The sequence below is a fragment of the Streptomyces sp. NPDC007084 genome, assembly GCF_040703595.1.
GTDB lineage: Bacteria > Actinomycetota > Actinomycetes > Streptomycetales > Streptomycetaceae > Streptomyces.
This window is the reverse complement of record NZ_JBEYFY010000014.1, coordinates 129,204-155,307: the sequence shown is the minus strand read 5'-3', so window position 1 is coordinate 155,307 and position 26,104 is coordinate 129,204. Positions and strand designations below refer to the sequence as shown.

Below are 26,104 nucleotides of genomic sequence, written 5' to 3'. Positions count from 1 at the left end.
TGGCGCCGGCCAGCCCGGCCGTCCTCCCGCCGGACGCGACCGGCGCCTCGCGTCCCCGGCCGTCCGGCCGGCCGCCGCAGCCGGCAAGCAGGCCGGCCAGCGCCGCCGTGGCGAACGCGCGCCTGGAGAGGTCCGTCATGCCCCGGCGGCCCGGCGGCGGCGTACGACGAGGACGGCGGCGCCCCCGACGGCGAACACCGCGGCGGCGCTCCCGCCGATCAAGCCGCCCTGCCCCGAGTCCGACCCCGAGTCCGCCGCCGTCACGCCGGTGTCGGGCGCTCCGCTCGGCCGGACGGGCACCTGGCGGGCGGAGGGCGCCCGCGTGGGCACGGCGCTCGGCACGGCGCTCGGCGCGTCGGAGGGCCTGCGGGTCGGCGCGGAACTGGCCGGAGCGGGTGCGGCGGTGGCGCTGGGCCGCTGCGAGGGGACCGGGGACGGCCCGTCGGCGAACGCGGGCATCGCACCCGCCAGCACGGCGGTGCACGCAAGTGCCGTGGCACTGAGGACGGTTCGCATGAGTGGCTCTCTTTCGTCGGTCCGCCCGCCGGTGGGTACGGCGGGCTGTGTCGTGGATCGAGCGGAGAGACGAGGCGGCACGGGACCGGGTTGCAAAGAGAAGGCAAAGGCCGTGAAGGGGCCCACTTGGGGTCGCCGGGGCTTCACTTGTGTTCGCTGGAGCCCTACTTGGGTCGCTGGAGCCCTACTTGGGTCGCCGGAGCGCTGCTTGGGTCGCCGGAGCGCTACTTGGGGTCGCTGTTGAACTGGGCCTGCGACCAGCGCCGGCCGAGGATGGTGAGGGCCAGGCACCAGACGAGCGCGATCCACCAGTTGTCGCCGATCTCCGTGCCGAGCAGGAGCCCGCGCAGGGTCTCGATGGCCGGGGTGAAGGGCTGGTAGTGGGCGATCGGCTGGAACCATCCCGGCATCGAGTCCAGCGGGACGAAGGCGCTGGAGATCAGCGGGAGCAGGATCAGCGGCATGGCGTTGTTGCTGGCGGCCTCGGCGTTGGGGCTGCCCAGGCCCATCCCGACCGCGATCCAGGTGAACGCGAGGGCGAAGAAGGCGAGCAGACCGACGGCCGCCAGCCATTCCACAGCCGTGGCGTCCGTGGTGCGGAAGCCCATCGCGACACCGACGGCACCGACGAGGACGACGCTGACGACCGCCTGGAGCACGCTTCCGACGACATGCCCGAACAGCACCGACCCCCGGTGGATGGCCATCGTGCGGAAGCGGGCGATGATCCCCTCGTTCATGTCCATGGCGACCGAGACGGCGGTACCGACGACCGTGGAGCCGATCGTCATCAGCAGGATGCCCGGCACGATGTAGGCGATGTACGCGGAGCGGCCCGCGCCGCCGCTCATGGTGTCGCCGAAGACGTAGACGAACAGCAGCAACAGCATGACCGGGGTGAGCAGCAGGTTCAGGGTCATGGAGGGATAGCGGCGGGCGTGCAGCAGGTTCCGGCGGAGCATCGTCGACGCGTCACGCGCGGAGAGGGCGAGGGAACTCATCGGACGGTCTCCTTGGACTGGGCCGGCTGGGCGGACTGGGTTGACTTGCCGGACTGGGTCGGCTGAGCGGACTGGGTTGACTTACCGGACTGGGCCGGCTGGCCGGGCTGGGCGGGCACGGCGGGGTCGCCGGTCAGGGCGAAGAAGACGTCGTCCAGGTCGGGCGTGTGGACGGTCAGCTCGTCCGCCTCGATTCCGGCCGCGTCCAACCGGTCGAGTACGTCCCGCAGTTCACGTTGGCTGCCGCCGCTGGGGAGCCGGAGGGTGAGAGCCGCGTCGTCACGGACGCGGCCGGCGCGGGCGGGGTCGTGGCGGGCACTGTCATCGCGGGCGCCGGCGGTGAGCGCCTCGGCGGCGCACCGGTAGCCGGCGGGGTCGGTGAAACGCAGGCGGATGTGCCCGCCCGGGACGAGTCGCTTCAGCTCTTCCGCGCTGCCCTCCGCCGCGAGCTTCCCGTTGTTCAACACGGCGATACGGTCGGCCAGTTGATCGGCCTCCTCCAGGTACTGCGTGGTGAGGAAGACCGTGGTGCCACCGGTGACCAGTTCCCGGATGATCTGCCACATGGTGTGCCGGGAGCGGGGGTCGAGGCCGGTGGTCGGCTCGTCGAGGAAGATGATCCGCGGACCGCCGACCAGCGTCATCGCGATGTCGAGCCGGCGCTTCATACCGCCCGAGTAGGTGGAGGCGGGCTTCTTCGCGGCCTCCACCAGGTCGAAGCGTTCCAGGAGTTCGGCGGCGACGCGGCGCCCCCGCGCCCTCGGCAGGTGGTGCAGGTCCGCCATCAGCAGCATGTTCTCCTCGCCGGTGATCAGTCCGTCGACGGCGGAGAACTGGCCCGTCACGCCGATCACCGAACGGGCCGCCTGCGCGTGGGTGGCGAGGTCGTGGCCGCCGACCTGGACGAGGCCGGACCCCGCGTCCGGGGTGATGAGCGTCGAGAGGATCTTCACGGCGGTGGTCTTGCCGGCGCCGTTCGGACCGAGCAGGGAGAAGACGGTGCCCTCGGGGACCGTCAGGTCGACGCCGTCGAGCACGACCTTGTCACCGTAGGACTTGCGCAACCCGTGTGCCGTGATGGCCAGGCTGGTCATGGAGATGCTCCTTCAGCAGGGGGGTCGGCCGGCGGCGGGTCAGTTGCCGTGGGCGGTGATGTCGCCCTGGGCGGTGGTCGCCCGGATGGTCAGGGCCGGGGTGCCGTCCACGTTCTTGAGCGCGTTGCTGATCCGGCCCTTGCCGGTGCCGGCGTCCAGGGAGGCTGAGACGCCGTGGGCGGCGCCGACCGTGATGTCGCCCTGCCGGGTGCTCAGCACGACCTCGCCCCGGACGGCCTCGGTGACGGTCAGGTCGCCTCGCTGGGTGGTGATCTCCCCGGGGCCGGTCAGGCGGCCGACGGTGATGGTCGCGTCGTGGCCGGTCAGACGGGCGCTCGCGGCCTCGTCGATCTTGACCGAGTGGTATCCGCCCTCGACGGCGACGTCCCCGAGGCGTCCGACTCCCCGGAACTCCGCGGCGCCCGTCCTCGCCTCGACGCGGGAGCCGACGGGCAGCTGGACGGTGACCTCGACGGAACCCGAACCGCCGCCCAGGAGACGGTTCTTGGCGGGCGCCGCCTCGACGCGCAGCACACCGTCGTCGTATCCGACCGTGATCTGCTCGGCCGCCTTCACGTCACGGCTCTTGGAGGCGTCGGCCGGCACCACCTCGACGGTGGTGTCCCCCCGCTCGGCGGCGATGACCTGAATCCGCCCGGCGGGAATGTCCAGCACGGCCGAGACGGGAGCGGGAGTGGCATACGTCTGCATGAAGCTCTCCTTCGAGAAGATCGCGAGCCCTGACGGACTCGCGCTTTTCCAACGGAGAAAACGCTACGTTGCGTTCACAGATCCGACAATGTAGTTGTCGCCCCAGAAAGCCTAAATAGCAGGCCAGGAAGGGGAATTCATTGCAACGGCCTGGCGAACAACGCAATGAGCCGACTGGAACTCCGTTGCAATGAGAAGCCGGTGAACGCTATGCGAAAGGGGCGCCGGACGTGAGTCCAACGCCCCTGAGGACACGACCGGGCCGCCCCGAATCGCGGGGCACCCGCGGCCCCGGGGAGAACGTCAGGAACCGGGTCTGCCCGTCGAGGCGGGTTCCTTGCCCGGTTCCGCCGGCCTACAGTCCCGCGATCGCGTTCCACCGTTTCGCGAACTCCGTGCGTTCCGTGGACGTGATGTCGCGGGCGATGGCGAGGCGCTTGCGCATGGTGGGGTCCGGGAAGATCAGGGGGTCCTCGGCGAGGGCGGCGGTGTCCTTGTCCTTGGAGGAGGCGAGGACGTCCTGGGCGGCCGGGACGGGGCAGACGTAGTTGACCCAGGCGGCCAGCTCGGCGGCGATCTCCGGCTGGTAGTAGAAGTCGATGAGCTTCTCCGCGTTGGCCTTGTGGGCGGCCAGGTTGGGGATCATCAGCGACTCGGCCCACAGCTCGGCGCCCTCCTCGGGGACGACGAAACGGATGTCGGGGTCGTCCGCCTGGAGCTGGATCACGTCGCCGGAGTAGGCCTGACAGGCCAGGACGTCACCGCCGGCGAGGTCCTTGATGTAGTCGTTGCCGGTGAAGCGGCGGATCTGGCCGCTGTGCACATGCTTCTCGACCTGGTCGCAGATCCGGTGGAAGTCGTCCGCCTTCCACCGGGTGATGTCGACGCCGTTGCCCTGCATGAGCAGCGCGAAGGCCTCGTCCAGACCGGACAGGAGGGTGACGCGGCCCTTGAGGTCGGGGGCCCACAGGTCGGAGACGTGCTTGATCTCGCGGCCGAGCTTGCGGTGGTTGTACGCGATGCCGGTGATGCCCGACTGCCACGGCACCGAGGACTTGCGGCCGGGGTCGAAGGCGGGCGAGCGGAGCAGCGGGTCGAGGTACTTGGCGACGTTGGGCTGGTTGGCCCGGTCCATCTCCTGCACCCAGCCGAGCCGCACGAACCGGGCGCACATCCAGTCGCTGATGACGATGAGGTCGCGGCCGGTGCGCTGGTGGTTCATCAGCGACGGGCTGATCTTGCCGAAGAACTCGTCGTTGTCGTTGATCTCCTCGATGTAGTCGACGGAGATCCCGGTGCGCTTCTCGAAGGCCTCCAGGGTGGGGCGCTTCGTGTGGTTCTTGTCGTCGGTGTCGATGTACAGCGGCCAGTTCGCCCAGGTCAGCCGTTTGTCGGTGGCCGAGGTGTCCGTTCCGGAGCGCTCCTTGGGGCTCACGTACGCGGCGGGCACGCCGCAGCCGGCCAGGGCGCCGAGCGCGGCACCTCCGCCCAGTGCGCGCAGCAGGGACCGGCGGGACAGGGGCGAGGTGTTCCGAATCACTGGCACGCCCGCAGCATGACGCCCTCGCCCCGCGCGAACAATGGACGCTGCGTCGAGCCGTGCCCCCACGACCCGACACCCTGTCGATCACTTTCACCGAAAGCCGTGCGCGCCCGGCCAGCCGACGACGGCGTTCACCCGGCCGGTGGGCCACGGTGAGCGCCCGGCCTGTGGACAACCATGGGCACCACACCCGGCCGGTGGACAATACGCCGCGGCCCCGGCGGGATCACTCCCCCGGGGCCGCGGCCACGTCCGCTGCCGTACAGGCGTCAGGCGTCAGGCGTCAGGCGTCCAGCGACGTCATCACGTGCTTGATGCGGGTGTAGTCCTCGAAGCCGTAGCCGGAGAGGTCCTTGCCGTAGCCGGACTTCTTGAAGCCGCCGTGGGGCATCTCGGCGACGAGCGGGATGTGCGTGTTGATCCACACACAGCCGAAGTCGAGCACCTTGGACATCCGCATCGCCCGGCTGTGGTCCTTGGTCCACACCGAGGAGGCGAGGGCGTAGTCGACACCGTTGGCCCACTCGACGGCCTGGGCCTCGTCGGTGAAGGACTGCACGGTGATGACCGGACCGAAGACCTCGTTCTGGATGATCTCGTCGTCCTGCTTGAGGCCGGAGACGACGGTCGGGGCGTAGAAGTAGCCCTTGTCGCCGACCTGCTTGCCGCCGGCCTCGACCTTGGCGTGCGCGGGCAGGCGCTCGATGAAGCCGGAGACCTGCTTGAGCTGGTTCGGGTTGTTCAGCGGGCCGTACAGCACGTCCTCGTCGTCCGGCTGACCGGTCTTGGTCTCGGCGGCGGCCTTGGCGAGGGCGGCGACGAACTCGTCGTGGATGGACTCCTGGACGAGGACGCGGGTGGCGGCCGTACAGTCCTGTCCGGCGTTGAAGAAGCCGGCCACGGAGATGTCCTCGACGGCCTTGGCGATGTCGGTGTCCTCGAAGACGACGACCGGCGCCTTGCCGCCCAGCTCCAGGTGGACGCGCTTGAGGTCCTTGGACGCCGACTCGGCGACCGACATGCCCGCGCGGACCGAGCCGGTGATGGAGGCCATCGCCGGGGTGGGGTGCTCGACCATGGCGCGGCCGGTGTCGCGGTCGCCGCAGACGACGTTGAAGACGCCCTTGGGCAGGATGCCGCCGATGATGTCGGCGATCAGCACGGTGGAGGCGGGCGTGGTGTCCGAGGGCTTCAGGACGACCGTGTTGCCCGCGGCGAGGGCCGGGGCGAACTTCCACACGGCCATCATCATCGGGTAGTTCCACGGCGCGACCTGGGCGCAGACGCCGACCGGCTCGCGGCGGACGATCGAGGTCAGGCCCTCCATGTACTCGCCGGCGGAGCGGCCTTCGAGCATGCGGGCGGCGCCGGCGAAGAAGCGGATCTGGTCCACCATCGGCGGGATCTCCTCCGACCGGGTGAGCCCGATCGGCTTGCCGGTGTTCTCCACCTCGGCGGCGATGAGCTCCTCGGCCCGCTCCTCGAACGCGTCCGCGATCTTCAGGAGGGCCTTCTGGCGCTCGGCGGGGGTCTGGTCGCGCCAGGCCGGGAAGGCCGCGGCGGCGGCGGCCATCGCGGCGTCGACGTCCGCCTCACGGGAGAGCGGCGCGGTCGCGTACGCCTCGCCGGTCGCGGGGTTGACCACCTCCGTGGTCCCTCCATCGGCGGCATCGCGGAACTCTCCGTCGATGTAATTGCGCAGACGACGCAGCTCGGTGCTCACTGCCCGGCCCTCCTGTCGGATGTCCAACGACCCAGGTGTCCAGTACCTGAGATACCTGACTCCCCACCCTAATCCGTGGCTCGACGTTTTCAACACCCCTGATCGCCCCAGAACTGCGAAATCCGCAAGTCACGTCCTCGTAAACAACGAATTTCATCGCCTCAGCCTTGCGCAACGGTCGATACGTCGTGCACAGTGAGGTCGTGGTCAGTCGAAGCGCGGAACCCAGGGACTCCCGCGAGTCCAGGAACGGCAGTCCCCAGCTGGACGCCGTCTCCCTCGCCATCATCGAGCAGTTGCAGCAGGACGGGCGCCGCCCCTACGCCGCGATCGGCAAGGCCGTCGGCCTCTCCGAGGCCGCCGTGCGCCAGCGCGTGCAGAAGCTGCTCGACCAGGGCGTGATGCAGATCGTCGCCGTCACGGACCCGCTCACCGTGGGCTTCCGCAGGCAGGCGATGGTGGGAGTGAACGTCGAGGGAGACCTCGATCCGGTGGCCGAAGCACTGACTGCCATGTCGGAAGTCGAGTACGTGGTGATGACCGCGGGCTCGTTCGACATCCTCGCCGAGATCGTCTGCGAGGACGACGACCACCTGCTGGACGTCATCAACAAACGCATCCGGGCCCTGCCCGGCGTGCGCTCCACCGAGAGCTTCGTCTACCTGAAGCTCAAGAAGCAGACCTACATGTGGGGAACCCGATAACCGTGAGTACCAAGGACCTCAGCAAGACCGCGTACGACCACCTGTGGATGCACTTCACCCGCATGTCCTCGTACGAGAACGCGCCCGTTCCCACCATCGTCAAGGGTGAGGGCACCTACATCTACGACGACAAGGGCAAGCGCTACCTCGACGGTCTCGCGGGCCTGTTCGTGGTCCAGGCGGGCCACGGCCGCGTCGAACTCGCGGAGACGGCGTTCAAGCAGGCGCAGGAGCTGGCCTTCTTCCCGGTCTGGTCGTACGCCCACCCCAAGGCCGTCGAGCTGGCCGAGCGCCTCGCGCACTACGCCCCGGGCGACCTGAACAAGGTGTTCTTCTCCACGGGCGGCGGCGAGGCCGTCGAGACGGCGTGGAAGCTGGCGAAGCAGTACCACAAGCTCACCGGCAACCACACGAAGTACAAGGTCATCTCGCGCGCGGTCGCCTACCACGGCACCCCGCAGGGCGCCCTGTCGATCACCGGCCTGCCGGCCCTGAAGGCCCCCTTCGAGCCGCTCGTCCCGGGCGCGCACAAGGTGCCGAACACCAACATCTACCGCGCCCCGATCCACGGCGACGACCCCGAGGCCTTCGGCCGCTGGGCCGCCGACCAGATCGAGCAGGAGATCCTCTTCGAGGGCCCCGAGACCGTCGCCGCCGTCTTCCTGGAGCCGGTGCAGAACGCCGGCGGCTGCTTCCCGCCGCCGCCCGGCTACTTCCAGCGGGTCCGCGAGATCTGCGACCAGTACAACGTGCTGCTCGTCTCGGACGAGGTCATCTGCGCCTTCGGCCGCCTCGGCACGATGTTCGCCTGTGACAAGTTCGGCTACGTCCCGGACATCATCACCTGCGCCAAGGGCATGACCTCGGGCTACTCCCCGATCGGCGCCACCATCGTCTCGGACCGCATCGCCGAGCCGTTCTACCAGGGCGACAACACCTTCCTGCACGGCTACACCTTCGGCGGCCACCCGGTCTCCGCGGCCGTGGCGCTCACCAACCTCGACATCTTCGAGCGCGAGGGCCTCAACCAGCACGTGCTGGACAACGAGGCGAACTTCCTGCAGACCCTGCAGAAGCTGCACGACCTCCCGATCGTCGGCGACGTCCGCGGCAACGGCTTCTTCTACGGCATCGAGTTGGTGAAGGACAAGGCCACCAAGGAGACCTTCACGGACGAGGAGTCGGAGCGCGTGCTCTACGGCTTCGTCTCCAAGAAGCTCTTCGAGTACGGCCTGTACTGCCGCGCCGACGACCGTGGCGACCCGGTCATCCAGCTCTCGCCGCCGCTGATCTCCGACCAGTCGACCTTCGACGAGATCGAGGGGATCATCCGTCAGGTGCTGACGGAGGCGTGGACGAAGCTCTGAGCCACCCCGCGGAGCCCCGCTCCGCGGACCCGCGTACGGAAGACCGCGGTCTTCCGTACGGCTGATCAACACCGGCCCCGGTGCCGCCCGTTCGAGTGAGAATGGGCGGCCCGGGGCCGCGTGCTGTCCGGGCTCCCCACCGCGACTCCCTAGCGTGCGCAGTGACCGATCGGCCCTGCCTTCGTTCCCCCGTCCGGGGGACCGAGCGACCTCGAAGAGGCCGCCGGGCACGGCACATCAGATCTGAACGAGGTGTACGCGATGGTGGCCCCGCCGGACAACGACGTGCTCTGGGCACGCGCCCTGCACGTCAAGCACAACGGATCGCCCGCGCTCAGCGGTGTCTCGCTCGGCGTCCGGGAGGGCGAGATCCTCGCCGTCGGCGGGCCGCGCGGCAGCGGCAAGACGACCCTCCTCCACTGCCTGTCCGGCCAGTTGCTGCCGCAGCAGGGCGAGGTCTGGTTCAACAGCTCACCGGTGCACACCCTCGGCCCGGTCGCCCGCGAGCGGCTGCGCCGCGACCGGTTCGGCTGGATCGACCCGGCGCCCGTCCTCGTCCCCGAGCTGAACGCCTGGGAGAACGCCGCCCTCCCGCTGATGCTGCGCGGCTGCGCCCGCCGGGCCGCCAAGACCACCGCCCTGGAGTGGCTGGAGCGGCTGGACATCGGCGGCTGCGCCCGCAAGCGCCCGCACGCCCTGCTCCAGGCCGAGCGGCAGCGCGTCGCCATCGCCCGCGCGCTGGCCCCCGCCCCCACGGTGCTGTTCGCCGACGAGCCGACCGCGCCGCTGCACCGCGCCGACCGCGCCCATGTGCTGCGCACGCTCACCACGGCCGCCCGCTCGCACGGGATCACGGTCGTCCTCGCCACCCACGACGCCGAGACCGCGGCGCTCGCCGACCGCACGGTGTCGCTGCTCGACGGACGGCGCGTGCACACCGTCCACCTCCCGCCGGTCGCGGAGACGGAAGGCCGGGCCGCGTGCTCGCTCTCCGTCTAGCCCGCGCGGGGCGCCCCCTCGTCCAGCTCCGCCGGCTCCTGGTCGCCGCCGCCTCCGCGGGCACCGGGTTCCTGCTGCTGTGCACGCTGGGCTACGCGATGAGCCACCCGGACGCCTCGGCCGCCGGCGCGCTGCGCCTGGCCTGGTGCGCCGCCCCCCTCGCCGCCACGGTCTACTTCGCCGTCGCGGTGGCCCGTACCGACCCCGGCACCCGCCCCCGGCCGGGCCTGTCCGCCATCGGCCTCGGCCCGGCCCGGCTGATGGCGCTCTCCGCCCTCACCACGGCCCTGTCCACCCTGCTCGGCTCGGCGCTCGCGCTGCTGTTGTTCCTCCAGTTGCGCGGCGACCTGACGGGCGTCCCGTTCGGCGGGTCGGCGACCGAGTTCCTCGCCGCGGACCAAGAGCTGCCGTTGCCGGCCGCGCTGACCCTGCTCGCCCTGGTCCCCCTCGCGGCCTCCGGCGCGGCCGCGCTGTCCCTGCGGCCACGGGACGGCCGCCCGCGCGGCGCCGCCCGCGCCTACGGCCTGACCTGGCTGTCCGCGCGGCAGAGCGCGGTGGCGAGCGCCCCCCGGGGCTCGGCCCCGCCCGGCACGCCCGCCGTCGCCGCCCCGGCCGGGGCACCCGAGACGTCCGAGCGGAACCCCGCGGGCACCGACGGCGGCGGCTATGTGCTGACCTCCGACGCGTACGCCGCCGGTGAGACGCCGGCGCGGGTCGGCGCCCAGGACCGATCGGGTGCCGCCGCGCAGGGCCGAAACGGCGCACCGGCCGCCCGCGAGGGCCGCGCCGGCGCGGACAGCGCCGTACGCCCGGCCGTCGAGGCGGGTTCCCGGGCGCTGCCGCCCGCCGAGACCACGCCGAACGGGCTGCCCTGGGGCGCGGCGGCGGTCGCGGCCGGGCTGGCCGTGGAGACGTACGCGAGCCGCTCGGGTCCGGCGCCCGCGCTGGCTCTGCCCGGCGGGTTCGTGGGCGGTCCGGCCGGGGTGCTGGCCGGCTGGGTGCTGACGGCGGTCGGACTCGCCCTCGCGGGGCCCGCGATCACGTATCTGTGCGGGCGGCTGCTCCAGGCCGTACGCCCCGGGGCGCTGCGGCTGCTGGCCGGGCGGGTCCTCCAGGCGGAGGCGCGGCGCGTCGGGCAGCCGCTCGGTGTGGTGTGCGCGGTGGCGTCGGGCGCGTTCGCCATGACGACGCTGTACACCGGCTCCCGGCCCGCGTTCGGTCCGCTGACCACGCTGGGGGCGCTGCTCGTCGCCGGGTGCACGGTGCTGACGCTGGTCACGGCCGCCGTCGAGGCGAGGCAGGCCCGCGCGGACACCACGGCGGCGCTGCTGCGGCTCGGGGCGCCCGCCGCGACCCTGCGCGCGGCGGCGGCGCTGCGGATCGGCGCGCTGTTCGTCGCGTTCGCCCCGCTGACCTGGGCGGTCGCCGAGCTGGCGGCCCTGCCGCTGATCAAGTGACCGTGCCGCGGCTGATCACGTGACCGGCCTCGGCGGCGGTCCGCGCCGGGTCCGCGGCCGGCCGAGGGGGAGCGGCGGCCGTCCGAGCGGGAGCCACGGCCCTCCGGGCGAGATCCGCGAACACCTGTTCCGCGCGGGGCGATGAGTTCCGCGCGGACCGCCGGTCTAACCCTGCGAACGGCACCACAGCAACGGCCTTACGCGAACGGGAGCCCCCGATGTACCAGCAGATGATCTTCGTGAACCTGCCCGTGTCCGATGTGGACGTCTCGAAGAAGTTCTTCACGGAGCTGGGCTACGCGATCAACCCGCAGTTCTCCACGGACGACAACGCCTGCGTGGTCATCAGCGAGACGATCATCGCGATGCTGCTCAGCAGGCAGCGCTACGCGGACTTCACGAAGAAGGAGATCGTGGACGCGACCACCTCCAGCGAGGTGCTGCTGTGTCTGAGCGCCGAGAGCCGCGAGAAGGTCGACGAGCTGGTCGACCGGGCGATCGCCGCGGGCGGTTCGGCGGCCGGCGAAACCCAGGACCAGGGCTTCATGTACGGCCGCTCCTTCGACGACCCGGACGGCCACACCTGGGAGGTCGTCTGGATGGACCCGGCGGCCGTCCAGGGCTGACCATCCCTCACTCCCGGTAGAGACCCGGGGCCGGAGCGCGGTACAGGGGTTCGCGCACCGGCCCCGCCGCCGTTCCCGGCTTCGGCAGGGCACCGGCCCGGGTCCGCGGCACCGCGCCTAGCATGGGCCGGTGCAGCCGACACCCCTTCACGCAGCCCACGACCGTGAGATCGAGTCCCTCGCCGAGTTCGACAAGGTCGTCTCCTCGGGCGGCTCGCTCGCCCGGTTCCGTCTCCAGGCCATGGATCTGACGGACCGTACGCGGGCCCTGCTGGCCGTGGACACCACGGACACCGTCTTCCTCGGCTGCTCGATGAGCGCCGAGGCGGCGGCGAAGGTCCGCGCGTCCGGCGCCCTCGTCTTCCCGCCCGTCCCCGGCCTCCCCCTCAACCCCTACCGGGGCCGCCTCTACTCCCCCACCGAGCTGTTCGACGGGCTCGACGCGGGCTACGAGGCGACACCGGACGCCCGCGCGTACGCGTGGTTCCAGCAGACCAAGGCCGACGGCGACGTCTTCGCGTCCACCGTGCGGGCCATCCACGACGACTCGGTCTCCGACGCGCTGGACGAACTCCTCGTCGGCGCGCGGGTGGTGGGCGTGATGGGCGGCCACGCGATGGAGCGCGGCACCGAGGCGTACGCGGGTGCCGCGCGGCTCGGCCGCGACCTCGCCCGCTCCGGCCTCACGGTCGCCACCGGCGGCGGCCCGGGAGCCATGGAGGCGGCCAACCTCGGCGCGTACGCGGCCCCCTTCGAGGACGGCATGCTCGACGCGGCGCTCACCCTCCTCGCCGGTGCGCCGTCGTTCACCCCGTCCATCACCGACTGGGCCCGCGCGGCCTTCGCCGTGCGCGAGCGCTGGCCGTCCGGCGGACCCTCGGTGGGTATCCCCACCTGGTTCTACGGCCACGAACCGCCGAACGCCTTCGCCGCGCACATAGCCAAGTACTTCGCCAACGCAACGCGCGAGGACGGCCTGCTGGCCCGCTCGAACGCCGGGGTGGTGTTCCTGCCGGGCGCCGCCGGGACCGTACAGGAGATCTTCGACAACGCGACGCCGAACTACTACGCGTCGCGGGGCGAGCCCACCCCCATGGTCCTGGTGGACCGGGTGCACTGGACCGAGCGGTATCCCGCCTGGCCGTTGCTCCAATCCCTGGCGCGGCAACGGGAGATGGAGTCGCGGATCGCTCTGGTCGACCGGATCGATGACGCTCCGGAGGCGCTCAAACACCTCGCCGGTTAATGTCTGGGCAAAGCCAACACCCCTGTGACCTCTACGCATTGACAGCCCTGAGGCAACGCTTATAAACCTTTGACACTCGTGGGGGTGCTGTTGCCAGTGAACGAAGCGCAGCAAATCCCCCGACACCCCCCGCAGTTGCGCAACCTGTGAAGGGCAATCGTGTCCATATCTCGACGCACCGCACGTACCGTGCGAATCCTCGGCGTTGCCTCCGCCTCGACCGCGCTCGCGCTCGGCGTGGCCGGCAACGCACTCGCCTGCAACATCCGTGACTTCTCGGCCGTCGCCTCCTGCGACAACGGGAAGGGCAGCATCACCGTGACCGACACGGACGCCTCCGGCAAGGAAGCGACCGTCACGGTCTACCTGGAGTCCAACGGCGCCGACGAGAAGAAGGTCGGCACCGAGACGGTCAAGGGCACCCGCGAGGGCGCGACCGTCACGTTCGCGGAGGACTGGGCCCCCAAGGCGCAGTACCGCATCCACATCGACGTCCCCGGTCTCGTCAACGAGGACGTCTCGCCGACCCTCACCACGTCGGCCGAGGGCTGCGCCAAGGAGACCCCGGCGCCTTCCGGGACCCCGACGCCCTCCGCCACCCCGACGCCGTCCGAGACGCCTTCGGACTCGGACTCGGCGACCCCCTCGGCCGAGGAGAGCAGCAGCACCGCTCCCGCGGCGGTGACCGACAACGCGCCGTCGGCCGCGGCCGGTGAGTCCAACCTCGCCGAGACCGGTGCCGACTCCAACACCCCGATGATCGCCGGTATCGCCGGTGCGCTCGTCGTCGTCGGTGGCGGAGCGGTCTTCTTCGGCATGCGCCGCCGTGGCGCCTCGAAGGCCAACTGACCCACCCCGTGACGCCCGTGTGGCCCGTCTCCCCCCAGGGGACGGGCCACACGGCCGTTTCCCGACCCCGCACTCAGGGCTTTCGACCCCAACTCCCTTGTCCGCGAAGGCCGTTGCCCGTCAGTGACGCCGGCCGTCAGCCGGCGAGGAGCACGATCTCGGCGGGGTCGAACTCCACCCCGACCACCTCGCCCGGCTCCGGCGCGTCCCGCAGCGCGCACGCCGCCTCCAGCTCCGGCGCGTCCGCCGGCCGGAGTCGTACGGCGACGTGGGTGCCCCGGAAAGTACGCGCGGCGACCGTGCAGCGCAGTCCGTCCGCCGGGGCCACCAGCCGGACGCCCGCGGGCCGTACGAGGAGGGTGCCGGGCCCCTGGACGGCGTCCGCGGGCACCGGGAGCTTGCCCCAGGGGGTGTCGGCGGCCTCGGCGCTCACGGTCACGTCCACCACGTTGTCGAAGCCGAGGAAGCGGGCCACGAACGCGTCGGCGGGCCGCTGCCAGACCTCAAGTGGCGTGCCGGACTGGGCGATCCGCCCGTCCCGCATCACCACGACCCGGTCGGCGAGCGCGAAGGCCTCCCCCTGGTCGTGTGTGACGGCGAGCACGGTCGTGCCCAACTCGCCGAAGAGCTGCCGGAGTTCGACCACGAGCCGTTCGCGCAGCGAGCGGTCGAGCTGGCCGAGGGGTTCGTCGAGCATCAGCAGGCGGGGTCGCGGCGCGAGCGCGCGGGCCAGCGCGACGCGCTGCTGTTCACCGCCGGAGAGGGAGGCGACGGCCCGGCTCCGCGCCCCGGGCAGCCCCACGAGGTCGAGCAACTCCCCCACCCGCGAGGCCTGTTCGCCCTTCGGGGCGCCGTGCATACGCAGCCCGAAGGCCACGTTGCCGCCCACGTCCCGCTGCGGGAAGAGCTGGTGGTCCTGGAACATCAGGCCGACGCCCCGCCGGTGCGCGGGCACGCCCGCCTGGTCCCGCCCGTCCAGCGCCACCGTGCCCGCGTCGAGCGGCTGGAGTCCGGCGACCGTCCGCAGCAGAGTGGACTTGCCGCTGCCGCTCGGCCCGAGCACACAGACGATCTCGTGCTCGGCGACATCGAGGTCGACCGCGTCCAGCACCGCCCGCCCGCCGAATCGTACGGTCGCGCCCCTGAGGCTCAGCAGCATCTAGAACTCCCCGGTCCGGTCGGTGCGTACCCGCTCCAGCAGCAGCAGCGCGATCGCGCACACCGCCATCAGGATGGTCGAAAGGGCCATCGCCTGGCCGTAGTTGAGATCGCCCGCGCGGCCGAGCAGCCGGGCCACGGCCACCGGCAGCGTCGGGTTGTCGGGCCGCGCGATGAAGACCGTCGCGCCGAACTCGCCGAGCGAGACGGCGAAGGCGAACCCGGCGGCGACCAGCAGGGCGCGCCGCACCATCGGGAGGTCGACCTCGCGCCAGACCCGCCACGGGGACGCCCCGAGCACGGCCGCGGCCTCCCGCAGCCGCCCGTCGACCGCCCGCAGCACGGGCAGCATGGTGCGGACGACGAAGGGGACGCCGACGAGCGCCTGCGCCAGCGGCACCAGCATCCAGCTCGCGCGCAGGTCGAGGGGCGGCTCGTCCAGGGCGATCAGGAAGCCGAAGCCCACGGTCACCGCGGAGACGCCGAGCGGCAGCATCAGCAGCGCGTCGAAGCCCCGTACGAGCCGGCCCGCCCGCCGGGTCAGGGCCGCCGCCGCCAGTCCGCCGATCAGCACGGCGATCGCGGTGGCGGCGAGCGCGTACTGAAGCGAGTTGCCGATGGCGGCGATCGGGGCGACCAGGAAGGTGCCGCCGTCGGCGCTGGTCAAGGAGCGGTAGTAGCGGAAGTCCGGGGCGTCGAGGGAGCGCTGGACGAGGACGGCGAGGGGCAGCACGAGGAGCACCGCGACGCTCGCCAGCACCCCGGCGAGGAGCGCCCACTGCCCGGCGCCGCGCGGCCGGCGCGCGGTCGTCTGCGGGGACACCAGCCGCAGCGCGCTCTCGCGGCGCCGGACGGTCGCCGCGTGCACGGCGAGGATCGCCCCGACCGCCGCGAACTGGACGATCGTCAGCACGGCCGCCGTGCCGAGGTCGAAGATCTCGGAGGTCTGCCGGTAGATCTCGACCTCCAGGGTCGAGAAGGTGGGGCCGCCGAGGATCTGCACCACACCGAAGGAGGTGAAGGTGAAGAGGAAGACCATGAGGGCGGCGGCGGCCACGGCGGGGGCGAGCGCCGGCAGCGTCACCCTGCGCCAGGCCGCGAGCCGCGAGGCGCCGAGCATCCGCGCGGCCTCCTCCTGACGTGGGTCGAGCTGCGACCAGAGACCGCCGACGGTCCGTACGACGACCGCGTAGTTGAAGAAGACGTGCGCGAGCAGGATCGCCCACACCGTGGTGTCCAGGCGGACGCCCCACAGCTCGTCCAGCAGTCCGCCGCGGCCGACGAGCGCGAGGAACGCGGTGCCGACGACGACGGTCGGCAGCACGAAGGGCACGGTCACCACGGCCCGCAGGAACTGTCTGCCCGGGAAGTCGAAGCGCGCGAAGACATACGCGCCGGGGAGCGCGATCAGCAGCGTGAGCGCCGTGGAGGCGAGCGCCTGCCAGGTGGTGAACCACAGCACGTGCCGGATGTCGGGCTGGGCGAGCACGTCCCAGATCCGGGCGAACCGCCAGCCGCCGTCGGCGTGCAGCCCACGCGCGACGATCGCGGCCACGGGGTAGGCGAAGAACACCCCGAAGAACGCGACGGGCAGGGCCATGAGGCCGAGCCGCGCCGCGCCCCGCCGGCGGGCGGCGCGCGGGGCCGCCCGGTCTACTTCAGTACGAGCGAGGTCCACGACTTGACCCACTGGTCGCGGTCGGCGGCGATCTTCTCCGGGGCCAGGGTCTGCGGGTCCTTGGCCTGCGGGCCGAACTTCGTGAACTCCGCCGGCACCCGGGCGGTGCCGGTGACGGGGTACACGAACATGTTCAGCGGCATGTCCTCCTGGAACTCCTTGGTGAGCAGGAAGTCGAGCAGGGCCTTGCCGCCCTTGGTGTTCTCGGCGTTGTCCAGCAGTCCCGCGTACTCGACCTGGCGGAAGCAGGTGCCCTCCACGACGCCGGTCGGGGCGGTGGCGGGCTTGGGGTCGGCGTAGACGACCTCGGCGGGCGGCGAGGAGGCGTAGGAGACGACGAGGGGCCGGTCGCCCTTGGCCTTCTTGCCGCCGGCGGACCCGGAGAACTCGTCGTTGTAGGCCTGCTCCCAGCCGTCCACCACCTTCACACCGTTGGCCTTGAGCTTCTTCCAGTAGCCCTGCCACTGGTCGTCGCCGTACTTCGCGGCGGTGCCGAGCAGGAAGCCGAGGCCGGGCGAGGAGGTCGAGGCGTTCTCGGTGACGAGGAGGTTCTTGTAGGCGGGCTTGACCAGATCGTCGTACGACGTCGGCGGCGCGAGCTTGTGCTTGCTGAAGTACGCCTTGTCGTAGTTGACGCAGATGTCGCCGGAGTCGATGGGCGTGACCCGGTGCCTGGCCTGGTCGACGCGGTAGCGGGCGTCGATCGCGTCGGAGCCCTTGGCCTCGTAGGACTGGAAGAGCCCGTTGTCGAGGGCCCGGCTCAGCAGGGTGTTGTCGACGCCGAAGAAGACGTCGCCCTGGGGGTTGTCCTTGGTCAGGATCGCCTTGTTGACGGCCTGCCCGGCGTCGCCGTCCCTGAGGACGCGGACGCGGTACCCGGACCGCTTCTCGAAGTCCTTGAGCACGTTCTTGGACACCGCCCACGAGTCGTGGGTGACGAGCGTGACGGTCTTCGAGCCGCCCGAGCCCGCGGCGCCGGCGTCGGAGGAGCCGCACGCCGACAGGACGGGCAGGGTGACGAGGCTCAGTCCGACGGCCGTGGCCGCGAACCGCTTGCTGGTGGTGCTCACTGGATTCCTCCTGGCTGACCAGGAAGAGACGCGGCCCTGCCCGGGACCTCTGACAGTTCCCGGGCAGGGCGCAACAGCTTGAGTGATGACCGAACTTCCTACCCAGAATGACCTGGGCGAGGTTCAGAGGGTCTGCGGTCTGTCCCGCACTCTCAGCGCTGTGGCGCTCCCCTGTCGGAATATGAAGATGTGATGACTGCGATGACTGCGATGGTTCTACGAACGCGTCTCAGACTACCGCTCGACACGCACCGCCCGGCGACCGGTGCCGGTGGCCACCGCTCACGGGGTGACCACCACCGGGAGGCCACCGCCGGGGACCACCACCGGGAGACCAGGGCCCGGTGGCTACCGCTCGGTCGCGGCGAGCTGTCCGCACGCTCCGTCGATCTCCTGGCCCCGGGTGTCCCGGACGGTCACCGGCACACCGTGGGCGGCGATCGCCTCGACGAACGCCTTCTCGTCCTCGGGCCGCGAGGCGGTCCACTTCGAGCCCGGCGTCGGGTTCAACGGGATGAGGTTGACGTGCACCGGCTTGCCCTTGAGCATCCGGCCGAGCCGGTCACCGCGCCAGGCCTGGTCGTTGATGTCCCGGATGAGCGCGTACTCGATGGACAGGCGCCGCCCGGACTTCGCGGCGTACTCCCATCCGGCGTCCAGCACCTCGCGCACCTTCCACCGCGTGTTCACGGGGACGAGGGTGTCGCGCAGCTCGTCGTCCGGGGCGTGCAGCGAGATCGCGAGACGGCACTTGAAGCCCTCGTCGGCGAACCGGTTGATGGCGGGCACGAGGCCGACCGTCGAGACGGTGATCCCGCGCTGCGAGAGGCCGAGGCCGTCCGGCTCGGGGTCGGTGAGGGCGCGGATCGCGCCGACCACCCGCTTGTAGTTGGCGAGCGGCTCGCCCATCCCCATGAAGACGATGTTGCTCAGCCGGGCCGGGCCACCGGGGATCTCGCCGTCCCGCAGCGCCCGCATCCCGTCCACGATCTGGTGCACGATCTCGCCGGTCGACAGGTTCCGGTCGAGGCCCGCCTGCCCGGTGGCGCAGAACGGGCAGTTCATCCCGCAGCCCGCTTGCGAGCTGATGCACATGGTGACCCGGTCCGGGTAGCGCATCAGCACGGACTCGACGAGCGTGCCGTCGAAGAGCCGCCACAGGGTCTTGCGGGTGGTGTCCTGGTCGGTCGACAGATGCCGGACGACCGACATCAGCTCGGGAAGCAGCGCCTCCTGGAGCTTGCCGCGCGAGGCGGCCGGGATGTCCGTCCACTGCTCGGGGTCGTGCGCGTACCGGGCGAAGTAGTGCTGCGAGAGCTGCTTGGCGCGAAACGGCTTCTCACCGATCGCGGCAACCGCCTCTTTGCGCTCGGCGGGCGTGAGATCGGCAAGGTGCCGCGGCGGCTTCTTGGCTCCGCGCGGCGCGACAAAGGTGAGTTCTCCGGGCTTCGGCATAACCCAACCAGTGTCGCAGATCCGATGGGATGACCCGGGCGCCGCGTTTGCGGGACCGCTCGTTGCCCAGAGCGCCGGGTTCCGGGGACCGCCCGTTGCCCGGAGCGCCGCGTTCCTAGGACCGCCCGTTGCCCCGGAGCGCCGCCGCCCGCGTCGACGCGGGCCTACAATCGAACCTGTGTCTGATTCTGACTCCACCCCCGTCGTCATAGGCCGCCCCGCCGGCACCGGTGGCCGGCGCGTCACCATCCGTGGGCGGAGCGCCGGCCTCGCTCACAGTGATGCCGACCTCGTCGAGTTCCTCCGCCGTGCCGGGCTTCCGGACGCCGAGGATCTCCTCGACGACCCGGCCTGGGTCCACTGGCAGGAGGGGCCGCCGCACACCTACGGGCCCGAGTGACCCCCCGGGACGCCCTCAAACGACGGCACCGCCCCTCCCGGTCGTGACCCGGAGGGGCGGTGCGGTGTCGTACGGAAGGACGTGGGCCGGTCAGCCCGAGCCGACGAAGAGGACGAGCAGGAGCCAGACCACCGGAGCCGTCGGCAGGAGCGAGTCCAGACGGTCCATGATGCCGCCGTGGCCCGGCAGCAGCGTGCCCATGTCCTTGATGCCGAGGTCCCGCTTGATCATCGACTCCCCGAGGTCACCGAGCGTGGCGCTGGCCGCGACCGCGAGGCCGATGACCAGACCCTGCCACCAGGTCCCGTCGTCGATCAGGAACTGCATGCACAGCGCACCCGCGACCATCGCGAAGCTGACCGCTCCGAACAGACCCTCGCGGGTCTTGCCGGGGCTGATGCGCGGCGCCAGCTTGTGCTTGCCGAAGCGCCAGCCGATCGCGTACGCGCCGGTGTCGCTGACGACGGTCAGGAGCAGGAAGGTCAGCACGCGCCGCGGGCCGTCGTCGGCCGTGAGCATCATGGCCACGAAGGTCGCCAGGAACGGTACGTAGAAGGCCGCGAAGACCCCCGCCGTGACGTCCTTGAGGTAGCCCTCCGGCGGCTCGGTCATACGCCAGACCAGGACGGCCAGCGCCGTCAGGGCCATGGCGACCCAGGCGCCCTCGGCACCCCGCACGTAGCCGGCGACGACCATGGCCGCCCCGCCGACGGCGAGCGGGACGAGGGGCGCCTTGATGCCCTTGCGTTCCTCCAGCCGTGATGTCAGCTCCCAGAGCCCGACCACCACGGCGACCGCTATCACTCCGACGAAGACGGCCTTGACGACGAACAACGACGCGACGATCACCGCGCCGAGCCCGACGCCCACACCTATGGCCGCGCCCAGGTCGCGTCCCGCACTCTTCTTCTGAGGTGCGGGGGCGGGCTGGGGGGCGGCGCTGGGCATGGGCTCCTGCGGGCTCTGCGGGTTGTGCGACGGTTCCCCGTAGGGGGCCGCCGACGGTGCGTCGTCGTGGAACAGGGGGCCGCTCGGCCGAGCGGCCCCCGGGTCGTCATCCTGGTCTCCGCCATGTGCGGGTACGTCGGGCACGATGGGCATGGGCCGAGTGTGCTGCGCGTCATGCGCATCGTACGTGGGACCCGCCGGGGCCGCCCCCTGGACAGGCCCCTGCTCGGACGGCCCCCAGTACCCGGCTTGTGGCGGCGCCCCCCAGGAAGAGTCGTTCATCAGACCTCGAGAAGCTCCGCTTCCTTGTGCTTGAGGAGCTCGTCCACCTGGGCGACGTACTTCGCCGTGGTGTCGTCGAGTTCCTTCTCCGCACGGCGGACCTCGTCCTCGCCGGACTCCTTGTCCTTGACGAGCTTGTCGAGGGCGTCCTTCGCCTTGCGGCGCACGGAGCGGATCGAGACCTTGGCGTCCTCGCCCTTGGTCCGCGCGACCTTGATGTACTCCTTGCGGCGCTCTTCCGTCAGCTCGGGGAAGGTCACCCGGATGATGTTGCCGTCGTTGCTGGGGTTGACGCCCAGGTCGGAGTCGCGGATCGCCTGCTCGATGTTGCGCAGCGCGCTCTTGTCGAACGGGGTCACCACGGCCATCCGCGGCTCCGGCACGGAGAACGAGGCCAGCTGGTTGATCGGCGTCAGCGCGCCGTAGTAGTCGGCCACGATCTTGTTGAACATCGCCGGGTGCGCACGGCCGGTGCGGATCGCGGCGAAGTCCTCCTTGGCGACCACGACGGCCTTCTCCATCTTCTCCTCGGCCTCGAGGAGGGTCTCTTCGATCACCACTTGCTCCTGCGTGTCTTGAGTAGGCCCGGCAGCTCTTCCTCGTCGGGGTCGGCGGCCGGCTGCGTCGCGTCTTGTTCCTGCACGGTTCCGGACCGGCAGGACATTGTCCATCCCCCGGTCAGGGTCCGTCCTCGTCCGGGGCTCGTACCCGGCCGGGAGCGTCCCCGTCAGGCCTGGCCGTTCTGCTCGCCGACGAGTGTGCCGATCTTCTCACCCTTGACGGCCCGCGCGATATTGCCCTCCGCCAGGAGCTCGAAGACCAGGATCGGCAGCTTGTTGTCCCGGCACAGCGTGATGGCCGTCATGTCGGCGACCTTCAGGTCCCGGGTGATGACCTCGCCGTAGCTGAGCGAGTCGAACTTGACCGCCCCGGGGTTGGTCTTCGGGTCGGAGTCGTAGACGCCGTCCACGCCGTTCTTGCCCATGAGGAGCGCCTCGGCGTCGATCTCCAGGGCGCGCTGGGCGGCGGTGGTGTCGGTGGAGAAGTACGGCATGCCCATGCCCGCGCCGAAGATGACCACGCGCCCCTTCTCCAGGTGCCGCACGCCGCGCAGCGGGATGTACGGCTCCGCGACCTGGCCCATGGTGATGGCGGTCTGGACGCGGCTGTCGATGCCCTCCTTCTCCAGGAAGTCCTGGAGGGCGAGGCAGTTCATGACGGTGCCGAGCATGCCCATGTAGTCGGAGCGCGCCCGGTCCATGCCGCGCTGCTGGAGTTCGGCGCCGCGGAAGAAGTTGCCGCCGCCGATGACGACGGCGATCTGGGCTCCGCCGCGCACGACGGCCGCGATCTCGCGGGCGATCTTGTGCACCACGTCGGGGTCGACGCCCAGTCCGCCGCCACCGGCGAAGGCCTCGCCGGAAAGCTTCAGCAGAAAGCGTCCCGCGCCTTTGCCGTCGTCGGTCTTGTCGCCCTTGTCGGCCGGGGTGGTGGTCATGGAGATCTCCTCGTGGTGCACATACGAAGAAGGCCATTGCCGGTGGGGTGTGTTCGCATCCCGTGCTCGGCAATGGCCTCCTCGTCAGATCTGCTGTCGTCCGGCACACGCGCGTGGGTACCGGCGTACGCGGACGACTGCTGTCGACCCTATCGGGGTCTCGCGTCGATCGCGGTACGGACTCAGATGCCGACCTTGATGCGCGTGAAGCGCTTCAGGGTGACACCGGCCTCGTCCAGGACCTTCTGGACGGACTTCTTGTTGTCGAGCGCGTACGGCTGGCCGAGGAGGGTGGCCTCCTTGAAGAAGCCGTTGACGCGACCCTCGACGATCTTGGGGAGGGCGGCCTCGGGCTTGCCCTCGGCGCGGGTGGTCTCCTCGGCGACGCGACGCTCGGTCTCGACGACCTCGGCCGGAACGTCCTCACGGGAGAGGTACTTCGGCGCGAAGGCGGCGATGTGCTGCGCGATGCCCTTGGCGAGGTCGGCGTCGGCCTTGTCCAGCTCGACCAGAACACCGATCTGCGGGGGCAGGTCGGGCATGGTGCGGTGCATGTACGAGGTGACGTACGCGCCGGTGAACTGGGCGAAGCGGTCCAGGACGATCTTCTCGCCCAGGTTGGCGTTGGCCTCGTCGACGAACGCCTGAACCGTCTTGCCCGGCTCGATCTCGGAGCCGAGGAGCGCGTCGAGGTCCGCCGGGGAGGTGGCGGTGACGTGCTGGGCGATCTGCTGGGCGACGGCCTGGAACTTCTCGCCCTTGGCGACGAAGTCCGTCTCGCACTTCAGCTCGACCAGGACACCGGAGGTGTTGTCGTCAGCGATGATGGAGACCACGGCGCCGTTCTCGGCGGAGCGGCCCTCGCGCTTGGCGACGCCCTTCTGGCCCTTGATGCGCAGGGCCTCGACGGCCTTGTCGACGCTGCCGTCGGCCTCGTCGAGCGCCTTCTTGCAGTCCATCATGCCGGCGCCCGTGAGCTCACGGAGCTTCTTGACGTCGGCGGCGGTGTAGTTCGCCATGATTCCTGGATCTCTCTCGAAGTCTGAAGATCTACGGGACGAACGGCGGGGGCTTCGTGGGCCCCCGCCGTTCACACACCCGAAGGGGCTGAGGGTCAGGCCTGCTCGGCGTCCGCGGCCGGGGCCTCGGCGTCGGCAGCGGGGGCCTCGACGGCCTCGGCCTCGGCGGCGGGGGCGTCGGCCTGCTCGGCGTCGGCGACCTTCTCCGTCTCGGCGGAGGTCTGGACCTCGGCGTCGTCGGCCTTCTTCTCGCCCTCGAGCAGGTCGCGCTCCCACGCGGCCAGCGGCTCGCCGGCGGCCTTGTCACCCTCGGCGGCCTTGCCGGCGCCGGAACGGGAGATGAGACCCTCGGCGACGGCGTCGGCGATCACGCGGGTGAGCAGGGTGACGGAGCGGATCGCGTCGTCGTTGCCCGGGATCTTGTAGTCGACCTCGTCGGGGTCGCAGTTGGTGTCGAGGATGGCGACGACCGGGATGTTGAGCTTCCGGGCCTCGCCGACCGCGATGTGCTCCTTCTTGGTGTCCACGATCCAGACGGCGCTGGGCACCTTCTGCATCTCGCGGATACCACCGAGGGTCTTCTCCAGCTTGGCCTTCTCGCGCGAGAGCACGAGAAGCTCCTTCTTGGTGAGACCGGACGCGGCGACGTCCTCGAAGTCGATCTGCTCAAGCTCCTTGAGGCGCTGCAGACGCTTGTAGACGGTCGAGAAGTTGGTGAGCATGCCGCCCAGCCAGCGCTGGTTGACGTAGGGCATGCCGACGCGGGTGGCCTGCTCGGCGATGGCCTCCTGCGCCTGCTTCTTCGTGCCGACGAACATGACCGTGCCGCCGTGGGCGACGGTCTCCTTGACGAACTCGTAGGCGCGGTCGATGTACGACAGCGACTGGAGCAGGTCGATGATGTAGATGCCGTTGCGCTCCGTGAAGATGAAGCGCTTCATCTTCGGGTTCCAACGACGGGTCTGGTGACCGAAGTGGACGCCGCTTTCCAGCAGCTCCCGCATCGTGACGACGGCCATGGCCGTTCTCCTCGGTTTTCTCGGTTGCCGCGTGTGCCGGACGGCACTCGCGCCTGACGCCCGCGATACGCCTTGCCACGAAGGACCGAGAGGCGCTGACACCGGTATGGACGACCAGATGTCGGGGCGTGCGAAGTCGACCCGGTGACCCGGATCGCCATCAGAAGTGTACGGGACCCGAGAGGGGCCGGGTGACGCCGCTGTCCACAACCGGCCGGTACTCCACAGATCCCGGCGGGGATCCGTTCGATGCGGGACGGTTTGCGCATGCGAGCGAACCGATGTGCGCGGATGCGGCCGGGGCTTCTCCTCGGCCTGACCCTGACCCTGACCCTGACCCTGACCGTCCTGACCGCCCTGGGTGGCCTGGGTGCCCTGGGCGTCCTGGCCCCTGCCGGCCCGGCCCCGCCCCAACCCCCACTCCCTGCCCCTGCCTCTGCCCCTGCCCGGTCGCCGGGTCCCCCGGCCCCGACTCTGAACCTGGCCTTGACGCTGACCTCGTCGGCGGCCCACTCCCCGGCCGGCGACCCGCCGGCCCCTGCCCCTGCCCCGACGCCGACCACCCCGCCGACCCCGCCGGAGACCGCCCCTTCCGTCCCCGCGATCGCCCGCGCCTGGCCGGTGGGGGTCCGCCCTCCCGTCGTACGGAGCTGGGAGCCGCCCGCGACGGCCTACTCGCGGGGTCATCGCGGCGTCGACCTGGCGACCGCCCCCGGCGCCTTGGTGCGCGCGGTCGCCGCCGGCAGGGTGTCGTTCGCGGGCCGGGTCGCGGGCCGGGGGATCGTCTCGGTGGAACTGGCGGGCACCGGGACCCCGCCGCTGCGGACGACGTACGGCCCGGTGCGGGCGTCGGTGCGCAAGGGGGACGAGGTCACCGCGGGCGAGGCCGTCGGGACGGTGGAGGCGGCGGACGACGCCCACTGCGGGCCGGCGTCCTGTCTCCACTGGGGCCTGCTCAGAGGCACGGCCTACCTGGACCCGCTGTCGCTGCTCCCGCCCTGGCTGCTGGGCCTCGGCCCGCCCCGCCTCCTCCCCCTCGACGGCGCTCCCCCACAGCCCTCACAGCATTCGCAGCGCTCACAGCACTGACCTGCGGCGGTCCGTCACCGGACCTCGGGTGGAGCGACAGCCACGTCACGCACCGGGTCCCGTAAGGGCGTCAGCCGCGAACACCCCGCAGGGCCATCGCGACGGCCGCCTCGGTGATCGCGGTGGGATCCTCGGCGGCCCCCAGCTCGATACGGCGCACGGCGGCGTCGACCACGCCCTGGAGGAGCATGGCGGCCAGACGCGGCTCGGCGTGCCCCATCGCGGCCAGGGCCTCACCGATCATCGTGACCAGCCCGCCGTGGGCGGCGCGGATCTTCTCCCGGGCGCCCGCGTCGAGTTCGCTGGCGGAGAAGGCGACCACGGCACGGTGCCGCCGGTCCCCGACCAGGGCGAGCTGCCGGCGCACATACGCCTCGACCTTGCCCTCGGGGCCCTCGGCGGCGGCCATCGCGGAGGAGACCTCGGCGGCCCAGACGGGGAAGTCGACCTCGCACAGTTCCTCGACGACGGCGGCCCTGGAGCGGAAGTACTCGTACACGGAGGACCGCGCGAGACCCGTGCGCTCGGCGAGCGCCGGGAAGGTCAGCGCCTCCGTCCCGCCCTCGGACAACAGGGAGCGCGCCGCGTCCAGCAGGGCGGCTCGCTGCATCGACCGGTGCTCGGCCACGGAGGCCGCTCGAATCCTTGGCAC

The 26,104-nt window shown here is 71.2% G+C and carries 25 protein-coding genes and 1 riboswitch; of the genes, 9 read left to right on the top strand and 16 right to left on the bottom strand.

Annotated elements, in window-relative coordinates:
- Window positions 1-135: 135 nt before the first annotated feature.
- The 6 genes from AB0912_RS15125 to AB0912_RS15100 all read right to left on the bottom strand — a co-directional run bounded on the left by AB0912_RS15125 (window position 136) and on the right by AB0912_RS15100 (window position 6,588).
- Window positions 136-516 (bottom strand): sortase-dependent protein, encoded by a 381-nt coding sequence (locus tag AB0912_RS15125; protein WP_366699579.1) that lies wholly within the window; start codon window positions 514-516, stop codon window positions 136-138.
- Between the two features lie 224 nt (window positions 517-740).
- Window positions 741-1,517 (bottom strand): ABC transporter permease, encoded by a 777-nt coding sequence (locus tag AB0912_RS15120; protein WP_366699577.1) that lies wholly within the window; start codon window positions 1,515-1,517, stop codon window positions 741-743.
- A complete protein-coding gene (locus tag AB0912_RS15115) occupies window positions 1,514-2,611 on the bottom strand; it encodes an ATP-binding cassette domain-containing protein (RefSeq protein WP_366699575.1) in 1,098 nt (365 codons plus the stop codon). The genes AB0912_RS15120 and AB0912_RS15115 overlap by 4 nt, the downstream gene beginning before the upstream one ends.
- A gap of 39 nt (window positions 2,612-2,650) precedes the next feature.
- Complete coding sequence (locus tag AB0912_RS15110; protein WP_366699573.1) at window positions 2,651-3,322, bottom strand: DUF4097 family beta strand repeat-containing protein; 672 nt, start codon at window positions 3,320-3,322, stop codon at window positions 2,651-2,653.
- 355 nt (window positions 3,323-3,677) lie between these two features.
- Window positions 3,678-4,868 carry a spermidine/putrescine ABC transporter substrate-binding protein gene (locus AB0912_RS15105; protein ID WP_366699571.1) on the bottom strand — a complete coding sequence of 397 codons (1,191 nt, stop codon included), beginning with the start codon at window positions 4,866-4,868 and terminating at the stop codon, window positions 3,678-3,680.
- A 280-nt stretch (window positions 4,869-5,148) separates the two neighbouring features.
- Window positions 5,149-6,588 carry a gamma-aminobutyraldehyde dehydrogenase gene (locus AB0912_RS15100; protein WP_366699569.1) on the bottom strand — a complete coding sequence of 480 codons (1,440 nt, stop codon included), beginning with the start codon at window positions 6,586-6,588 and terminating at the stop codon, window positions 5,149-5,151.
- A gap of 188 nt (window positions 6,589-6,776) precedes the next feature.
- On the opposite strand from AB0912_RS15100, the gene AB0912_RS15095 reads away from it, so the two are divergent.
- The 7 genes from AB0912_RS15095 (at window position 6,777) to AB0912_RS15065 (ending at window position 13,836) form a co-directional block, all read left to right on the top strand.
- Window positions 6,777-7,292 carry an Lrp/AsnC family transcriptional regulator gene (locus AB0912_RS15095; protein ID WP_081219687.1) on the top strand — a complete coding sequence of 172 codons (516 nt, stop codon included), beginning with the start codon at window positions 6,777-6,779 and terminating at the stop codon, window positions 7,290-7,292.
- Window positions 7,277-8,659: an aspartate aminotransferase family protein gene (locus AB0912_RS15090; protein WP_366699567.1), complete on the top strand. Its 1,383-nt coding sequence runs from the start codon at window positions 7,277-7,279 to the stop codon at window positions 8,657-8,659. The genes AB0912_RS15095 and AB0912_RS15090 overlap by 16 nt, the downstream gene beginning before the upstream one ends.
- A 261-nt stretch (window positions 8,660-8,920) precedes the next feature.
- Window positions 8,921-9,658 carry an ATP-binding cassette domain-containing protein gene (locus AB0912_RS15085; protein ID WP_366699565.1) on the top strand — a complete coding sequence of 246 codons (738 nt, stop codon included), beginning with the start codon at window positions 8,921-8,923 and terminating at the stop codon, window positions 9,656-9,658.
- Window positions 9,640-11,115, top strand: coding sequence for a hypothetical protein (locus AB0912_RS15080; RefSeq protein ID WP_366699563.1), 1,476 nt, complete (start codon window positions 9,640-9,642; stop codon window positions 11,113-11,115). Before AB0912_RS15085 ends, AB0912_RS15080 begins: the two co-directional genes overlap by 19 nt.
- Before the next feature lie 218 nt (window positions 11,116-11,333).
- Window positions 11,334-11,741: a VOC family protein gene (locus AB0912_RS15075; protein WP_366699561.1), complete on the top strand. Its 408-nt coding sequence runs from the start codon at window positions 11,334-11,336 to the stop codon at window positions 11,739-11,741.
- A gap of 130 nt (window positions 11,742-11,871) precedes the next feature.
- A complete protein-coding gene (locus AB0912_RS15070; protein WP_366699559.1) occupies window positions 11,872-12,987 on the top strand; it encodes a Rossmann fold nucleotide-binding protein in 1,116 nt (371 codons plus the stop codon).
- A gap of 159 nt (window positions 12,988-13,146) precedes the next feature.
- A complete protein-coding gene (locus tag AB0912_RS15065) occupies window positions 13,147-13,836 on the top strand; it encodes an LAETG motif-containing sortase-dependent surface protein (RefSeq protein ID WP_366699557.1) in 690 nt (229 codons plus the stop codon).
- Between the two features lie 136 nt (window positions 13,837-13,972).
- Here AB0912_RS15065 and AB0912_RS15060 read toward each other — a convergent pair whose 3' ends face one another.
- The 4 genes from AB0912_RS15060 to rlmN all read right to left on the bottom strand — a co-directional run bounded on the left by AB0912_RS15060 (window position 13,973) and on the right by rlmN (window position 19,197).
- Window positions 13,973-14,995: an ABC transporter ATP-binding protein gene (locus tag AB0912_RS15060; RefSeq protein ID WP_366699555.1), complete on the bottom strand. Its 1,023-nt coding sequence runs from the start codon at window positions 14,993-14,995 to the stop codon at window positions 13,973-13,975.
- Window positions 14,996-16,672, bottom strand: coding sequence for an iron ABC transporter permease (locus AB0912_RS15055; RefSeq protein ID WP_366699553.1), 1,677 nt, complete (start codon window positions 16,670-16,672; stop codon window positions 14,996-14,998). It lies immediately after the preceding gene.
- On the bottom strand, window positions 16,648-17,742 hold the full coding sequence (locus AB0912_RS15050; RefSeq protein ID WP_366699551.1) for a thiamine ABC transporter substrate-binding protein: 1,095 nt from the start codon (window positions 17,740-17,742) through the stop codon (window positions 16,648-16,650). The genes AB0912_RS15055 and AB0912_RS15050 overlap by 25 nt, the downstream gene beginning before the upstream one ends.
- 77 nt (window positions 17,743-17,819) lie before the next feature.
- Window positions 17,820-17,925, bottom strand: a riboswitch (TPP riboswitch).
- Window positions 17,926-18,090: 165 nt separating this feature from the next.
- Window positions 18,091-19,197, bottom strand: coding sequence for a 23S rRNA (adenine(2503)-C(2))-methyltransferase RlmN (gene rlmN / locus AB0912_RS15045; RefSeq protein WP_366699549.1), 1,107 nt, complete (start codon window positions 19,195-19,197; stop codon window positions 18,091-18,093).
- Window positions 19,198-19,375: 178 nt separating this feature from the next.
- On the opposite strand from rlmN, the gene AB0912_RS15040 reads away from it, so the two are divergent.
- Window positions 19,376-19,597, top strand: a complete 222-nt coding sequence (locus AB0912_RS15040) for a hypothetical protein (RefSeq protein ID WP_366699547.1) — start codon at window positions 19,376-19,378, stop codon at window positions 19,595-19,597.
- Between the two features lie 90 nt (window positions 19,598-19,687).
- Here AB0912_RS15040 and AB0912_RS15035 read toward each other — a convergent pair whose 3' ends face one another.
- The 5 genes from AB0912_RS15035 to rpsB form a co-directional block, all read right to left on the bottom strand.
- Window positions 19,688-20,827: a phosphatidate cytidylyltransferase gene (locus AB0912_RS15035; RefSeq protein WP_366699545.1), complete on the bottom strand. Its 1,140-nt coding sequence runs from the start codon at window positions 20,825-20,827 to the stop codon at window positions 19,688-19,690.
- On the bottom strand, window positions 20,827-21,384 hold the full coding sequence (gene frr, locus AB0912_RS15030) for a ribosome recycling factor (RefSeq protein WP_366699543.1): 558 nt from the start codon (window positions 21,382-21,384) through the stop codon (window positions 20,827-20,829). Before frr ends, AB0912_RS15035 begins: the two co-directional genes overlap by 1 nt.
- A 170-nt stretch (window positions 21,385-21,554) precedes the next feature.
- Entirely contained in the window at window positions 21,555-22,325 is a 771-nt protein-coding gene (gene pyrH, locus AB0912_RS15025) for a UMP kinase (RefSeq protein ID WP_366699541.1), read from the bottom strand.
- Between the two features lie 182 nt (window positions 22,326-22,507).
- Window positions 22,508-23,344, bottom strand: coding sequence for a translation elongation factor Ts (gene tsf, locus AB0912_RS15020; RefSeq protein ID WP_366699539.1), 837 nt, complete (start codon window positions 23,342-23,344; stop codon window positions 22,508-22,510).
- A gap of 95 nt (window positions 23,345-23,439) precedes the next feature.
- A complete protein-coding gene (rpsB, locus tag AB0912_RS15015; RefSeq protein WP_366699537.1) occupies window positions 23,440-24,363 on the bottom strand; it encodes a 30S ribosomal protein S2 in 924 nt (307 codons plus the stop codon).
- A 486-nt stretch (window positions 24,364-24,849) separates the two neighbouring features.
- Between rpsB and AB0912_RS15010 the strand changes: the two genes are divergently transcribed.
- Window positions 24,850-25,452, top strand: a complete 603-nt coding sequence (locus AB0912_RS15010) for a M23 family metallopeptidase (RefSeq protein ID WP_366699535.1) — start codon at window positions 24,850-24,852, stop codon at window positions 25,450-25,452.
- A gap of 70 nt (window positions 25,453-25,522) precedes the next feature.
- On the opposite strand, the gene AB0912_RS15005 is transcribed toward AB0912_RS15010, so the two are convergent.
- Complete coding sequence (locus AB0912_RS15005; protein WP_366699585.1) at window positions 25,523-26,080, bottom strand: helix-turn-helix domain-containing protein; 558 nt, start codon at window positions 26,078-26,080, stop codon at window positions 25,523-25,525.
- Window positions 26,081-26,104: the final 24 nt, after the last annotated feature.